The following is a 14,073-nucleotide window of genomic DNA, read 5'->3' as shown; positions in this document are numbered from 1 at the left end:
TTTCAAAAATCTAAATACAACTTTAGATTGTTACCACTTAAATTTGTTAATAAAATATGTTTACAACTATTAAGTGTTAATGAAATTTAAGAGAATCAACTAATTTGAATTGTGAGGTGATGGAGGGAGACTGAAGTCACCTCTTTTTTTTTGCTTATTATAATTTTAAGTATTCGTAAAAAAATTTAATCGAAACCACTAGAAGAAAAATTCCAAAAAACTTACTAATTTTATTCTTATCAATACTATGAACTGTTTTAGCTCCTATTTGAGCCATGAAAGTTGTAATTGGTATAAATATTAAAAAGGCTGGTATATTTATAAAACCAATACTTAATGGAAGACTTGATTTTAAAAAACTTCCTGAAATTAAAAAACCTATTGCTCCAAATAAAGCAATTAAAAAACCTATAGCTGCTGCACTTCCTATTGCTTTATTTATTGAATAACCAAAAAACTTAAGGATAGGAACATTCATTACAGCTCCTCCTATACCCATTGGAGCAGATATAAACCCAACAAGAAAACCAAGAATTACTTTTAGATGTAATTTCATTTTAACAATTATGTTTTGTTCCTTTTCTTTTATTAAAAGTAAGTAAATTCCTAAAAATAAAATCATTACAGAAAAAAATAAAACTAAAGATTTAGTTTTTAAAGAAGCTGCAAAAGCAGTACCAACTAAAACACCTAGTACAACAAACAAACCATAGTTTTTAACAATATCGAAATCAACAGCTTTAAATTTGTGATGTGTTAAAACTGAAACTGTAGATGTTGGTATTATAATTGCAAATGAAGTTCCAACAGCAAGGTGCATAACATATTGGGGATCAATTTCTAAAGAGCCAAAAATAAAATATAAAAATGGAACAGTTATCAACCCTCCACCAATACCAAATAATCCAGCAACAAAACCAACTGGTATAGCCGTTAAGGCCATTAATAGAACAATATAACTGTATTCGTTTGTTAAAATTGAATTAAGCAGACTGCCCTACTCTAGTATCTACATTGTTGTATTTAATTTTATCCATGATGTGATCAATTTTTTTTACATCAGCATCTCTTACACACATGTTTTCACTTAAATATCTTTTCCAATAACTTGCACCTGTTTGACCATGAAATAAACCAAGAGTGTGTCTCATAATTTGATTTAATCTTGTTCCTTTTTTTAATTCTTCTTTAACATAAGGAATAAGTTGTTCAATTACATCTTGTCTACTTGGAACATCATCATTATTAAATATTTCTCTTTCAATATCCGCTAATAAATAAGGTGTATGATACGCAGCTCTTCCTATCATTACACCATCTGTTTTTTCTAAATGAGGTTTTATTTCATCTACTGAAGTTATTCCTCCATTAATAATGATTTCTTCTTTAGGAAAATCTTTTTTTAATTTGTATACATACTCATATTTTAATGGTGGAATATTTAAATTTTGCTTAGGTGTAAATTTACCTAACATTGCTTTTCTTGCATGAATGATAAAAGTTTTAACTCCAGTTGTTTTTAGAGTAGAAATGAAACTATGTAAATTTTCATAATCTTCTACATCATCGTAACCAATTCTCGTTTTTATAGTTACTGATAGTTTTGTAACTGATTGCATTTTGCTTAAACAATCTGCAACTAAATTTGGCTCTTTCATTAAACAAGCGCCAAATCTATTTTTTTCAACTTTTTTACTAGGGCATCCTAAGTTTAGATTAATTTCATCATAACCAAAATCTTCACCTACTTTAGTGGCTTCAGCTAAAAGTTTTGGAGAAGAGCCTCCTAATTGAAGTGCTACAGGTTTCTCATTAATATTAAACTCTAATAACTTTTTTTTATCTCCTCTATTTATGGCTTCATCGACTACCATCTCAGTATAAAGAAGAGTATTTTTAGATATTAATCTAAGAAAAAATCGTTCATGACGATCTGTACAATCCATCATAGGAGCAACTGATACTTTCCTATTCATGATATAACTTTATATTATTTTTTTATGAGTTTGAAGCTTCAGTGTCGTCTGAAGATACATCTGCTTCTTGATTTTCTGATTCTGATACTTCATCTAAAGAAACTTCTCCTTGCTCATTCATCGTTTCTTCTCCTACTGAATTATCAACGTCTGCTGTAGCTGTTTCAGATAGCTCAGCCAAATCTTCTTTTGTTACTTGAATTTTTTCAGGTGTTTTTCTTGCTCTTTTAGATGGTAAAATTGGGGTACCGCTTTTTGAAATTTCACCTTTATATAGATTTTCAAAATCATCACCTATTTCTTCATCATCCTCAGCACTATCATCAACTTGTTCAACATGTTTTCTAAGTTTGTAAACTGCGCTATCAGTTAAATCTGAAACTTTAATTTTTTCTTCGGCAATTTCTCTTAATGAAATAACCGTATTTTTATCGTTATCTCTATCAATTGTTGGTTCTATTCCTGCATTAAGTTGAGTAGCTCTTTCTTTAGCAACAAGTACTAATTCGTAAGGACTCTCTACTTTATCTATACAGTCTTCTACAGTAACTCTAGCCATGCGGAGTATCTACACAGTGAGTCTTTAAAAATCAAGGGCTATTTTTATAAATAATGAGGATTTAACTTATTTTTAACCAAATAAAGAAGAATAATTGAGCCAAAGATATAAGTTCCTGAAACAACGGCTATGTTTTCAATTGAGAAACCAATATCAATCAGAAAGCCAAATAGAGCCGTACCAAACGCTGTTGAAAAAACCATCAATGCAGTTGTTAAGGCTTTTATGGAACCAATATATTTAACACCATAAATCTCAGCCCAAGTTGAGGAGCCAAGCACGTTTGCCAAACCATTGGTTACCCCCACTAAACCAAAAAATACAAAAGAAGACAGTGGTGCATCAAAATAGTAGAGAACTATGGTACCAAATAGAAGTGGGATATTCATATAGATTAATAATTTTCTACTTGAAAATTTATCAATTAAAAAACCAGATATGAAAAGAGTAATCACCGATAAAATAGAGTAAGCCATAAATGATTGTGCAATCACATAAGGTCCCCACTCTTTAGAAGAAGATATAAAAGACTGATAAACAAAAGATCCTGTTGCAATCCATGGCATTGCTAACATATTCATACAAATGATATAAAATCTATAATCTTTTAAAACTTCTATTCTTTTCCACTGTTTAATTTCTCTATTGCTTTCTTCTATTTTAGATTCTTCTCTGGTATCAAGCTTAACATCTTTAACTAAAAGAAAAGTTGCAACAGGTAAAACAAGTATAACTAAAATAGATATTGAAACCCAAATATCTCTCCATTCTATAAAAGTTAATAAAAAAACAATTAAAACTGGCATTATAAATTCAGCCAATGACAATCCTAACCAACCTGTGCTTAAAGCTCTTCCTCTGTTTTTTTCAAAAAAACGAGATATGGTTGTTGTAGCTGTGTGACTTGATAGTCCTTGTCCAGCTAAACGCATTAAAAAAATTCCTACAAATAAAAAAATAACTGATGAAATTTTTGAAAATATAAAACAGGAAGCTGATAAAAAAATTATTACATAAGATGCAAATTTTAAAATATTTACATCATCAATTTTTTTTCCAATCCAAACTAAAACAATACTACTTAATAAAGTAGCCGATGCGTAAATTGAGCCAAATTGTCCATGTGTAATTGATAAGGCGTCTCTAATACTAGAATTAAATAGTCCAAGAAAAAAACTCTGTCCAAAACTTGAAAAAAATGTAAAAATAAATCCGAATATAATTACTTTTAAACTTAAACTTTTAAACATAGAAAAAAATTATGACTTGTAATGTTGCTTTCATAGGTCTTGGGGTTATGGGCTACCCAATGGCTGGATATATATCAAAAGCCGGACACAATGTAACTGTTTTTAATAGAACTAAATCTAAAGCTGAAAAATGGATTGGCGAATATAAAGGTAAAATGGCCAATACACCTGCGGAGGCTGCAGATGGTGCTGATTTCATTTTTACATGTGTTGGTAACGATGATGATTTAAGAGAAGTTGCAACCGGAGAAAATGGATTGTTTAACACAGCTAAAGCTGGATCTATTTTTATTGATAACTCAACTGTATCTGCGGAAGTATCAAGAGAATTAAATAAAAAAGCAAATGATAAAGGGTTTAGTTTTTTAGACGCTCCTATTTCTGGAGGACAAGCTGGAGCTGAAGGTGGAATATTAACAGTAATGGTTGGTGGTGATGAGAAAGTGTTTAAAAAAGCAGAACCAGTTATTGATTGCTACAGCAAAAAAGTAAAATTAATTGGTCCTTGTGGAAGTGGCCAGTTAACAAAGATGATGAATCAAATGTGCATTGCTGGAACAGTTCAAGGTTTATCAGAGGCAATTAATTTTGGAATAAACGCTGGTTTAGATATGGATAAAGTTATGGAAACTATATCTAAAGGTGCAGCACAATCTTGGCAAATGGAAAATAGATACCGAACTATGACTGATGATAAGTTTGATTATGGTTTTGCTATTGATTGGATGAGAAAAGATTTAAAAATTGCAATTGAAGAAGCAAAAAAAAATGGTTCACCTGTGCCTATAACAGAAATTATTGATGGTTATTATGCTGAGGTTCAAGAAATGGGTGGTAATCGTTGGGATAGCTCAGGTTTAATTGCTAGATTAAAAAAGAAAAAATAATATTTGTGACAGATACAGTTCCTTATTACGAGGACTTTGCTGAGATCAAAAAAAAAATTTGGTCAATGCTAGATAATGCAGTTAAAGATAGAAGTTCTCCTTTTCGAATACCAGTGTTTATTTGTGGTGATAAATCAGACTTTGACGGAAGAATTGTAGTTCTTAGAAAATCTGATCAATCAAACAATCTAGTACAATATCATAGTGATATTCGGTCAGATAAAATTGAAAAGTTAAAAGCTAATAAAAACGCTGCAATGCTTTTTTACGACAAAGATGAAAAAATACAGGTTAGACTGAAAGTTGAATGCACTGTTAATCACAATAATAATGTAACAAAAGAATCTTGGTCTAAAACCCAACATATTAGTAGAAAATGCTATTTAGTTGATAATGGTCCAGGAACCGAGTCTGATCTACCGACATCTGGACTAAAACCAGAGTTAGACAATTTTGATTACACGAAAGAACAAAGTGAGGAAGGTTATAAAAACTTTACTGTTATCCAGTGCAAGATTAAATCAATAGAATGGCTTTATTTAGCAGCTAAGGGTCATAGAAGAGCAAAATTTAATTTAGAAAATAATAAAGATACTTGGTTAGTTCCATAGATGGTTACCGGATATATATTTACAGCATTTCTTATATTGTTGGGATTGGCTGTAATGAGATTTGGAAGTATTTATTTTAAAAAATTTAAAGAGGATAAAACCAAACTTAAATCAAAGTTAAGTGGACAAATATCTTTTTTGATTTTGTTTTTAATAATAATTGGATTGATAGTTTATTCAGTCAACGATCTATTATTTAAGTAAATAAATTATTTCAAATACCTTTAATAATTATATTTGTGCCCTCAGAATTATCTAATCTTATCTTTTTTATTGGTTTGTACTCTTCAGAATTATACCATTCTAATGCTTTTTCATATGTAGGAAATTTAAGAATAATAATTCTAGGAAATTTTGTTTCTCCATCAAAAATTTTAAATTCACCAGCTCTTACTAAAAATTCTCCACCAAATTTTTTTACAAGTGGCGTAACCTTCTGAACATATTCTTTATAATTTTCAGGATTAGTTACTTTTAATTGAGCTATTACGTAGCCTGCTGGCATTTATCTCCTTTAAAAAATTGATTTAGAGTATTTTTTCCAATTATCTTGGTAATGTTTTGTGTTTTCAAATACTGCTTTTTTTTCGTCTTCTGTAACTTCTCTAATAACTTTGCCTGGAGAACCAACAACTAATGAGTTGTCAGGTATGATTTTATTTTCTGTTATCAAAGCTTTAGCTCCAATAATACAATTCTTTCCAATGTTAGCTTTATTTAAAATGACAGCTCCAATTCCAATTAAACTGTTATCTCCAATGGTACATCCATGAAGCATTACTAAATGACCTACAGTAACATTTTTACCTACTTTTAAAGGACATCCAGGATCGGTATGTAAGACACTGCCATCTTGAATATTAGATCCCTCACCTATGTGAATATTTTCTATATCTCCTCTTAAAACGGCATTGAACCAAATGCTTGTATTTTTCTCTAATGTGACATCTCCAATTATAGTTGCATTAGGTGCTACCCAATTTTCGCCAGAGTTTTTTGGTTTTTTATCTTTTAAATCATAAAACATAATTTATATATTCTTACAGTATGCCAATACAAACTCCAATATGTGATTTTGGTCAAAAAGCTATTCCATTTGAATTAAAATCTACTGATAATAAAATTCTGTCTTTAAATGATATCAAAGGTGAAAATGGAACTTTGATAATGTTCATTTGCAATCATTGTCCATATGTAAAAGCTATTACAAAAGAATTAGTTGAAGATTGTAATGAATTGAAAAAAATTGGTATCAACTCAGTTGCTATCTGCTCAAATGACTTTGTTAATTATCCAGACGACTCATTCGATAACATGATCAAGTTTTCAAATGAAAATCATTTCAATTTTCCTTACTTGCATGATGAAACTCAAGAAATTGCTAAAGCATATGATGCTGTATGTACTCCAGATTTCTTCGGCTATAATAAAAATCTAGAACTTCAATACAGAGGACGATTAAGAGAACTTAAAAAGTTTATTCCAGTTAAAGATGGAGAAAGTGATCTGCTTACAGCTATGAGACAAATAGCTGAAACCGGAAAAGGTCCTGAAGATCAAATACCTAGTGCAGGCTGTGGTATTAAATGGAAGTATGATTAATGTATCTAATTGTAACTAGATCATTCCCACCTGAGCTTGGTGGTATGCAAAATCTAATGTGGGGCCTTTCAAGAGAACTGTCTAAAAACTTTATGATAAAAGTTTTTGCAGATCATATAGAAGGTCATAAAGAATTTGATGAGCAAGCCTCTTTTTCGATCGAAAGAGTTGGAGGAATTAAACTACTTAGAAAATATAGAAAAGCACAATTAATTAATGAATATATCAAGGAAAATAAAATAGATGGTGTTATTGCTGATCATTGGAAAAGTTTAGAACTTATTAAAACTTTTAAGAAAAAATACTGTTTAATTCACAGTAAAGAAATCAACCATCCTAAAGGTTCTAGTCAAAACAAAAGAGTAGTTAGTGTTTTAAATAACGTTGAAAAAGTTATAGCAAATTCTCAGTTTACAAAAGATCTAGCAATAGAACTTGGAGTTAATGCAAATAAAGTAATTGTAATAAACCCGGGTGTGGATCCTGCTGAAGAATTAAATAAAAAAACTTTAGATAAAGTTGAAAGTATACTTAAAGTTAAAAATCCAAGGCTAATCACAGTTTCAAGATTTGATAAACGTAAAAATCATGAAAAAATAGTAATGGCTTTAAGAAATTTAAAACAAATTTATCCTGACATTGTTTACATATGTGTTGGATATGGAGAGGAAGAAGAAAATATTAAAAAACTGGTGAAAGAACTAGATCTTGAAGCACAAGTTATGTTTTTTAAAGATATTAGTAACGATTTAAAAAATTCTTTAGTTTCAAAATCAAATATCTTTGTAATGCCATCCATAATCCATAAAAAATCAGTTGAAGGTTTTGGTATTGCATATGTTGAAGCTGCACAATACGGTATTCCATCAATTGGTGGTAAAGATGGTGGTGCCGCGGATGCAATTGATCATGAAAAAACTGGTTTAATATGTGATGGAAATAATCTTGAAGACATTTATTCCTCTATTAATTCTTTGCTGGAAAATAAAAAATATTTAGAGCTTGGGAAAAATGCGAAAGAATTTGTGAATAAATTTAAATGGTCAAAAATAATTGAAGAATACAAAAAGATACTAAATTGATTTCAAATAATAAATTAGCAATTTTTTTAATTATCATCTCAGTTTTTTGCGGAACATTGATGTTAACCTTTTTAAAATTAGCACAAGAAGAAGTTAATGTTTATGTTGCAGGGTTTTTTAGATTTTTATTTGGTTTCCTAATTATTTTTCCTTATATGCTAAAATCTAAATTTACAGTTTTTAAAACAAATCATCATAAAAAACATTTTCTTAGAGCGGTCTTAAATTTACCTTCAATGCTGTTATATTTCTCAGCTTTAGTAATGATGCCAATTGAAAAAGCTACAGCAATATCTTTTGTTGTTCCTTTCATAGTAACTATTTTGGCAGTTTTGTTTCTAGGAGAAAAAATTTACATATACAGAAGTTTTGCACTGGTTTTAGGATTTATAGGAATGTTAATAATTTTAAGACCAGGAATAATTGAAATTTCTCTTGGAGTTTATATGGCAATGGCATCGTCTTTTATGTGGTCAATAGTGATTATAATTACAAAAACTATCGCAAAAGACGATAGTTCGATTACGATTTTATCTTATGGATACACGTATATGACAATTTTTAGTTTCATTATTGCGTTATTTTATTGGCAAACACCTAGTTTTCAAACTTTGATTTATTTATTTTTTGCAGGTTTATTTGGTACATTGTTACATCTTTGCATTAATCACGCATACAAATTAGTAGATGTTAGTATGACACAACCATACTCATTTCTAAGTTTAGTGTTTGCTTCTTTAATTGGATATTATGTTTTTAGTGAAACACCTGATCTCTTCACTTGGATTGGTGCTAGTGTTATATTTTTAGGTATTTTAATCATGTCTTATCGTGAAATGAAGCTTGATAAAGAAATTATTAGAAAACGAATAGATATTAAATCTTAATTTTTCTTCTTAAAAGTTTTGTAGATATGCCACACTACAATTAAAATTGTAGTAGCTAAGATACATGCAGTTAAAGTTCTATCCCACAAAAATTCCCAAGAACCATTACTTAATAATAAAGATCGTCTCAAGTTTTCCTCCATTAATCCACCAAGTACAAAAGCTAATATCAAAGGTGGCATCGGAAAATCATATAATCTTAAAAAAGTTGCAACTACAGCAATCCCAATCATTAAATAAATATCGAAATTATTAAACGACATTACATAAATCCCAGTAACAGAGAAAAATAAAATTAAAGGAATTAAATAATTTTTAGGAACAGCAAGAATTCTAGCTATATAAGGTATAAGTGGTAAGTTTAAAATAAGTAGAATTACCATCCCGATATACATAGACATTATTATTGACCAAAAAATCTCTGGATTAGTCATATAAAGTCTAGGACCAGGCTGAACACCAAAACCTAAAAGAGCACCTAGCATTACAGCTGTAGTTCCACTTCCGGGAATTCCCAAAGTAAGCATTGGCACAAAAGAACCTGAGCAAGCAGCATTATTTGCAGTTTCTGGTGCGGATAAACCATTTACACTTCCCTTACCAAATTTTTCTTTTTCTTCATCACTAACTACGTTTCGTTCCATTCCATAAGCCAAAAAGGAAGCAATTGTTGCACCAGCTCCAGGCAAAACACCAATTAAAAAACCAATTACAGATGATCTTGGAATTGTTTTATACATTTTTGTTCGTTCTTCTTTATTAATTTTAATTGAGCCTAACTCAGTTAAAGAAACTTGTTTAGCAGCACTGGTTGGATCATTTCTTTTTAAAATAATTGTTAGTGCTTCGCTCATTGCAAAAGTTGCCATCACAACTAGTACGAAACTAATTCCATCAGTTAAGTTCATATTATTAAATGTAAATCTTGTAATATCAGACAAACTATCTTGGCCAACAGATGCCAACATTAAGCCAAGCACTACCATCATCATTGCTTTTAAAAATTGTCCTTTAGAAGAAAAAGCAGCAATCGCTGTTAAACCTAAAATCATTAAAGCAAAGTAATCTGGTGATCTAAAAGATAAACTTACTTTTGATAAACTTGGTGCCATAAATAATAAATAAATTGCAGATAATGTTCCACCTGCAAATGAACTCCATGCTGCAATCGCTAAAGCCTTGCCTGCTTTACCTTGTTGTGCCATAGGATAACCATCAAATGAAGTTGCAACTGTTCCAGGAACACCGGGAGCATTTAATAATATAGAAGAAGTAGAACCTCCAAATACTGCTCCATAATAAACTCCAGCCATCAAAATTAATCCTGTTGCAGGATCGAAACCATAGGTAATTGGTATCATCAATGCGATAGCTGTCATTGGCCCAAGACCAGGGAGCATTCCAATTATTGTTCCAAAAAAACAACCAACCATAACCATTAATATGTTCTGAAAAGTAAGTGCTGTTGTTAATCCAATTAATATTCCTTCAATCATCCCATAACTCCTATTGATTGTAAGAATGGGTCCCTCAAATATATATCAAGAATACCGTGCAGGAGATACATAAAGGCAGCAACAAATGGAAAGGATAATAAAAACATTAAAATCCATCTTCGTTCTCCTAAAAAGTAATATGACGCAAATAAAAATAAAGATGTAGTTAAAAAATATCCAACTTTTAAAATTGTAGCTCCATAAATAATAGCAATAAGTATAAGTATTCCTGTTTTCTTATATTCTAAATTTTTATGATCAACTTTAATTGTATTTGGATCTGGTAAAATAAGTTTTAATCCAGAAAAAAATAATCCTGCATAACCTAAATAAATTGGAAATGTTCGTGCATTAAATGGTGCATTTTCATCAAATGCAAATACTTGAATTTGGTAAGCAGTATATAAATAAAATGCTGAAAAAATAAAAAAGAGCAGTGATATAATTTTAGTAGTATTTATATTCACTGCTCTAATTTCGAATAATCCTAAGGATTATATAACTCCTAATTTTTTCATAAGAGCTGTCATTTCTTGAGTTTGTTTTTCTAAGAAAGAAACAAACTTGCCTTCTGGATTATAAATATTAACCCAAGCATTTCTTGCTCTGACAGTTTCCCATTCAGGAGTTTTTTGTACATCGCCAAGCATTTTTGCAATAGCTGATCTATCAGCATTGCTCATACCTGGAGGGCCAAAGAAACCTCTCCAGTTAACGAATTGTACATCATATCCTTGTTCTTTAAGAGTTGGTGCATCTGGTGCATCAGAAACTCTTGAAGGCGCCGTGATACCAATAATTCTTACTTGGTCTCTTGCACCCATCAATTCACCTAAACCAGTTGATATGATTTGAGTTTCTCCAGATAAAAGTCCAGCTAAAGCTTTTCCACCAGCATCATAAGGAATGTATTGAACAGCATTTGGATCTGCACCTGCAGCTTGGAAAGCTAAAGCACCAATTAAATGGTCCATACTTCCTCTCACTGATCCACCAGCCATTTTAACTGAATTTGGATCTTTTTTGTAAGCATCAACTACATCTTTAAAATTTTTAAAAGATGAACTTTTTGCAACTGCGATAGCACCGTAGTCACCAATTACACCAGCTATTGGCACAACATCTTTATAAGATAAAGTTCCACTTCCTTTTACATAACCTTTGTGTCTAGTAATTGATCTTAATACTAATGGTGTTGATTGAACTAAAACTGTATTAGCAGGTTTAGTATTGATCATGTAAGCTAAAGCTTTACCACCACCACCACCTGACATATTTTCAAATGATGCACTACTTAACATACCAGCTTTTGTTAAAGCTTCTCCAGTACCTCTAGCGGTTCCATCCCAACCACCACCAGCACCACCGCCAATTACAAAGTGCAATTTGTCAATTGCTACTGAGCTTGTCGTTGTTGCTGAGAATAATAGGATTGCTGAAAATAATACTGAAACTATTTTTTTTAAGTTTTTCATTATTTATCCCTCTTTAATTTAAAAGAGCCAGTTAATTATAGTCTTAATGTTTATTCAATATGTAATTGAGTAATACAACTTTTAATTGAAACTGTTTTATCAAAAAAAATATAAATAAAATATGATGTTTTATTTTTTTTACAGATTAAAGTTTCACTTAATTCACTAGTTTTAATTTCTTTTTTCTTATCTTTTAAAAAGTTGATGATAGAAGCTTAATGAATGATTAAACATCAAATCAAATCTTATCTTGAAAATGCTAAACAAATGTTTTCAATAAAATTTCTTTCTGTTCTAATAATTTCTTTTCCTAGCGCAATTATTGCTGACTATTTTAATATTCCTCTAGCTTGGTTTTTGGGACCTATGATTATTACTTCAATTGCTGCTTTATCAGGTCTTAAAATTATTATGCCAAAAATTGTATTAAGTTTTATCTTGATAATTTTGGGTTTGCATATTGGAAATTACATAGACCAAAATCTATTTAATCAAATGCTTGATTGGATTTGGACTTCATTAATTATGTTAATCTACATAATAATTTGTATTTTAGTTATCGCTAAATACCTTCAAAAATTTGCAAGTTATGGGGAAAAGGCCTCAATATTTTCAGCTGCCCCAGGTGCACTGGGTCCTTTAATGATTTTAGCAGAAAATGAAAAAACAGACTTATCTCAAGTTGCAACCTCTCACTTAATTAGATTAATCATCATTATAACTGTCATTCCATTTATTATAGTTAATAATTCGGACAATAATGTTTTGTTAAATGTTGACTTTAATTATTTAGCTCAAAATCATTTAAATTTAATTTTACTAATTATTGCATCTTTATTTTTTATTTTTGTTTTTGATAAAATTAGAATTCCTGCTGCTTTACTATCTGGAACATTATTTGCGAGTGGTTTATTGCAAATTACAGATATAGCTTCTTATAAATTACCAGATGAAACAGTAAATTTTTGTCTGTTAATTCTTGGTTCCTCAGTTGGTTGTAGGTTTGCTGAAAAAACTGTTAGAGAAATAGCTAATAATTCTCTTCATAGTATTGTAGCTACTGCTATTTTGGTAGTATTAGGTTTAGTTGCAGCCTATGCTGCAACATTTTTTGTTGAGACAAATATTTTAACTTTAATATTATCATTTAGTCCTGGTGGAATTTATGAGGTAGCTGTCATAGCAATTGCTTTTGATTTAGATCCAGACTTTGTTGCTTTTCACCATATAATAAGATTACTTTTCATACTTTTCACAGTTCCTGTATTTTTAAGAGTAATTGAAAAAATTAAGAAATAATTTCAGAAAGTCTTTCAAAAACTTTTTCTGCTGAAAGTTTAGATAATTCAGAAGCTTGTATTGCTTTAAAATTTTCCCTTTCGATACTCACTTTAAAAGGAGTTGTATGAGATCCAAATAAAGCGATTCCTTTTGATCCTAAGTGTGCTGTCATATGTGCTGGTCCAGTGTCATTTGCAATAACAAATGAGCTATCTTTAATTAATGTTGCTAACTGAGAAATATCTAAAGCTTTATCATTATCTAAAACACAGAGTGCATTAATATTTGATGCTTCTTTAATTTCACTTGGCCCAGGTGCAATTACTACTTTAAATTTATTCTCTGATTTTTCATTAATCATAGAAATTAACTCATTATAATAAGGCCATTTCTTTGAAGTTAAATGAGGAGAACAAAAAGGAAAAAGAAGAATATATTTATCTAATTGATAGGAATTTTTTATTTGAGATATATCTGTTGTACTCCATGAAAAATCAGGTTTGAAAGTATGACTTGTATTTATACCTGAACTTTTTAACTGATAATCAAATCTTGATAGAACAGAGTCTTTATCAAAATCTTCTTTTGTAGTTCCTTTGGGTAAAGTGGTTTCTGTAGAAGACCAAGTATCCTTTGTTGCATTTGGAAATAAAATTTTTTTATAAAAGGCTGTTCTGCTTGAGTTCTGTAGATCATAAACTCTAGAAAAATTATATTTTTTTATATTTTTCATTAATGAATATAAATAAATTAGGTTCAGTCTAGATAATCTCTTATCTAAAATAACATTATAAATATGTGGATTTTTTTTTAATAGATCAAAGTATGGTTTAGTTGTGAGTAAATGAATTTGATCTCCTTTATGATTCTCAGAAATATCTTGAATTGCACCACAAGCTTGCGCTATATCACCTAGAGATCCATGTTTAATGATTAAAATATTAGACATATTTTTAACAATTTAACA

16 protein-coding genes are annotated in these 14,073 nt (G+C 30.0%); 6 read left to right on the top strand and 10 right to left on the bottom strand.

The genetic code is table 11. The annotated features are described in order from the left end of the window. Nucleotides 1–157 precede the first annotated feature (157 nt). From ACTTBL_RS01535 to ACTTBL_RS01520, 4 genes are read right to left on the bottom strand one after another with little or no spacing between them, the layout of a single operon-like run. Entirely contained in the window at nucleotides 158–943 is a 786-nt protein-coding gene (locus tag ACTTBL_RS01535; RefSeq protein WP_440643311.1) for a sulfite exporter TauE/SafE family protein, read from the bottom strand. A 40-nt stretch (nucleotides 944–983) separates the two neighbouring features. Then, a complete protein-coding gene (dusA, locus tag ACTTBL_RS01530; RefSeq protein ID WP_440643310.1) occupies nucleotides 984–1,976 on the bottom strand; it encodes a tRNA dihydrouridine(20/20a) synthase DusA in 993 nt (330 codons plus the stop codon). A 22-nt stretch (nucleotides 1,977–1,998) separates the two neighbouring features. Beyond that, nucleotides 1,999–2,535 carry a DNA-directed RNA polymerase subunit omega gene (gene rpoZ / locus ACTTBL_RS01525; RefSeq protein ID WP_075503768.1) on the bottom strand — a complete coding sequence of 179 codons (537 nt, stop codon included), beginning with the start codon at nucleotides 2,533–2,535 and terminating at the stop codon, nucleotides 1,999–2,001. Nucleotides 2,536–2,579: 44 nt separating this feature from the next. After that, the gene (locus ACTTBL_RS01520; RefSeq protein WP_440643309.1) at nucleotides 2,580–3,785 is read right to left on the bottom strand and encodes an MFS transporter; all 1,206 of its coding nucleotides are present in this window, start codon (nucleotides 3,783–3,785) and stop codon (nucleotides 2,580–2,582) included. Between the two features lie 11 nt (nucleotides 3,786–3,796). Between ACTTBL_RS01520 and ACTTBL_RS01515 the strand changes: the two genes are divergently transcribed. Further along, on the top strand, nucleotides 3,797–4,672 hold the full coding sequence (locus ACTTBL_RS01515) for an NAD(P)-dependent oxidoreductase (RefSeq protein ID WP_440643308.1): 876 nt from the start codon (nucleotides 3,797–3,799) through the stop codon (nucleotides 4,670–4,672). Between the two features lie 5 nt (nucleotides 4,673–4,677). Beyond that, nucleotides 4,678–5,283, top strand: a complete 606-nt coding sequence (locus ACTTBL_RS01510; protein WP_440643307.1) for a flavin-binding protein — start codon at nucleotides 4,678–4,680, stop codon at nucleotides 5,281–5,283. Between the two features lie 214 nt (nucleotides 5,284–5,497). Here the strand turns inward: ACTTBL_RS01510 and ACTTBL_RS01505 are convergent, their stop codons facing one another. Together ACTTBL_RS01505 and ACTTBL_RS01500 are read right to left on the bottom strand one after the other, a co-directional pair. Next, nucleotides 5,498–5,788 (bottom strand): DUF1330 domain-containing protein, encoded by a 291-nt coding sequence (locus ACTTBL_RS01505; protein WP_440643306.1) that lies wholly within the window; start codon nucleotides 5,786–5,788, stop codon nucleotides 5,498–5,500. A 9-nt stretch (nucleotides 5,789–5,797) separates the two neighbouring features. Further along, nucleotides 5,798–6,310, bottom strand: coding sequence for a gamma carbonic anhydrase family protein (locus ACTTBL_RS01500; protein ID WP_440643305.1), 513 nt, complete (start codon nucleotides 6,308–6,310; stop codon nucleotides 5,798–5,800). Nucleotides 6,311–6,330: 20 nt separating this feature from the next. Here ACTTBL_RS01500 and ACTTBL_RS01495 point away from each other — a divergent pair, with 20 nt between their 5' ends. From ACTTBL_RS01495 to ACTTBL_RS01485, 3 genes are read left to right on the top strand one after another with little or no spacing between them, the layout of a single operon-like run. Next, complete coding sequence (locus ACTTBL_RS01495) at nucleotides 6,331–6,885, top strand: thioredoxin family protein (protein WP_440643304.1); 555 nt, start codon at nucleotides 6,331–6,333, stop codon at nucleotides 6,883–6,885. Continuing rightward, nucleotides 6,885–7,967, top strand: a complete 1,083-nt coding sequence (locus tag ACTTBL_RS01490; protein WP_440643303.1) for a glycosyltransferase family 4 protein — start codon at nucleotides 6,885–6,887, stop codon at nucleotides 7,965–7,967. Before ACTTBL_RS01495 ends, ACTTBL_RS01490 begins: the two co-directional genes overlap by 1 nt. Further along, nucleotides 7,964–8,854 (top strand): DMT family transporter, encoded by an 891-nt coding sequence (locus tag ACTTBL_RS01485; protein ID WP_440643302.1) that lies wholly within the window; start codon nucleotides 7,964–7,966, stop codon nucleotides 8,852–8,854. The genes ACTTBL_RS01490 and ACTTBL_RS01485 overlap by 4 nt, the downstream gene beginning before the upstream one ends. On the opposite strand, the gene ACTTBL_RS01480 is transcribed toward ACTTBL_RS01485, so the two are convergent. From ACTTBL_RS01480 to ACTTBL_RS01470, 3 genes are read right to left on the bottom strand one after another with little or no spacing between them, the layout of a single operon-like run. Beyond that, nucleotides 8,851–10,350, bottom strand: coding sequence for a tripartite tricarboxylate transporter permease (locus ACTTBL_RS01480; RefSeq protein WP_440643301.1), 1,500 nt, complete (start codon nucleotides 10,348–10,350; stop codon nucleotides 8,851–8,853). The genes ACTTBL_RS01485 and ACTTBL_RS01480 overlap by 4 nt on opposite strands. After that, nucleotides 10,347–10,817, bottom strand: coding sequence for a tripartite tricarboxylate transporter TctB family protein (locus tag ACTTBL_RS01475; RefSeq protein ID WP_075503792.1), 471 nt, complete (start codon nucleotides 10,815–10,817; stop codon nucleotides 10,347–10,349). The genes ACTTBL_RS01480 and ACTTBL_RS01475 overlap by 4 nt, the downstream gene beginning before the upstream one ends. Before the next feature lie 27 nt (nucleotides 10,818–10,844). Next, entirely contained in the window at nucleotides 10,845–11,825 is a 981-nt protein-coding gene (locus ACTTBL_RS01470) for a Bug family tripartite tricarboxylate transporter substrate binding protein (protein WP_075504759.1), read from the bottom strand. A gap of 222 nt (nucleotides 11,826–12,047) precedes the next feature. Between ACTTBL_RS01470 and ACTTBL_RS01465 the strand changes: the two genes are divergently transcribed. Continuing rightward, nucleotides 12,048–13,124 carry an AbrB family transcriptional regulator gene (locus ACTTBL_RS01465; protein WP_440643300.1) on the top strand — a complete coding sequence of 359 codons (1,077 nt, stop codon included), beginning with the start codon at nucleotides 12,048–12,050 and terminating at the stop codon, nucleotides 13,122–13,124. Here ACTTBL_RS01465 and ACTTBL_RS01460 read toward each other — a convergent pair. Further along, entirely contained in the window at nucleotides 13,114–14,055 is a 942-nt protein-coding gene (locus tag ACTTBL_RS01460) for a glycosyltransferase family 9 protein (RefSeq protein ID WP_440643299.1), read from the bottom strand. The two genes, ACTTBL_RS01465 and ACTTBL_RS01460, sit on opposite strands and share 11 nt — an antisense overlap. Nucleotides 14,056–14,073 lie beyond the last annotated feature (18 nt).

The organism is Candidatus Pelagibacter sp. HIMB123 (genome assembly GCF_052048195.1).
Lineage (GTDB): Bacteria > Pseudomonadota > Alphaproteobacteria > Pelagibacterales > Pelagibacteraceae > Pelagibacter.
This window is presented reverse-complemented; position numbering and strand designations above follow the sequence as displayed.

What these genes read in the sequence shown, in the direction of transcription:
- ACTTBL_RS01535 (WP_440643311.1), bottom strand. Translation starts at nt 943, where the DNA reads ATGGCCTTAACGGCTATACCAGTTGGTTTTGTTGCTGGATTATTTGGT.
- dusA (WP_440643310.1), bottom strand. Translation starts at nt 1,976, where the DNA reads ATGAATAGGAAAGTATCAGTTGCTCCTATGATGGATTGTACAGATCGT.
- rpoZ (WP_075503768.1), bottom strand. Translation starts at nt 2,535, where the DNA reads ATGGCTAGAGTTACTGTAGAAGACTGTATAGATAAAGTAGAGAGTCCT.
- ACTTBL_RS01520 (WP_440643309.1), bottom strand. Translation starts at nt 3,785, where the DNA reads ATGTTTAAAAGTTTAAGTTTAAAAGTAATTATATTCGGATTTATTTTT.
- ACTTBL_RS01515 (WP_440643308.1), top strand. Translation starts at nt 3,797, where the DNA reads ATGACTTGTAATGTTGCTTTCATAGGTCTTGGGGTTATGGGCTACCCA.
- ACTTBL_RS01505 (WP_440643306.1), bottom strand. Translation starts at nt 5,788, where the DNA reads ATGCCAGCAGGCTACGTAATAGCTCAATTAAAAGTAACTAATCCTGAA.
- ACTTBL_RS01500 (WP_440643305.1), bottom strand. Translation starts at nt 6,310, where the DNA reads ATGTTTTATGATTTAAAAGATAAAAAACCAAAAAACTCTGGCGAAAAT.
- ACTTBL_RS01495 (WP_440643304.1), top strand. Translation starts at nt 6,331, where the DNA reads ATGCCAATACAAACTCCAATATGTGATTTTGGTCAAAAAGCTATTCCA.
- ACTTBL_RS01490 (WP_440643303.1), top strand. Translation starts at nt 6,885, where the DNA reads ATGTATCTAATTGTAACTAGATCATTCCCACCTGAGCTTGGTGGTATG.
- ACTTBL_RS01480 (WP_440643301.1), bottom strand. Translation starts at nt 10,350, where the DNA reads ATGATTGAAGGAATATTAATTGGATTAACAACAGCACTTACTTTTCAG.
- ACTTBL_RS01470 (WP_075504759.1), bottom strand. Translation starts at nt 11,825, where the DNA reads ATGAAAAACTTAAAAAAAATAGTTTCAGTATTATTTTCAGCAATCCTA.
- ACTTBL_RS01465 (WP_440643300.1), top strand. Translation starts at nt 12,048, where the DNA reads ATGATTAAACATCAAATCAAATCTTATCTTGAAAATGCTAAACAAATG.
- ACTTBL_RS01460 (WP_440643299.1), bottom strand. Translation starts at nt 14,055, where the DNA reads ATGTCTAATATTTTAATCATTAAACATGGATCTCTAGGTGATATAGCG.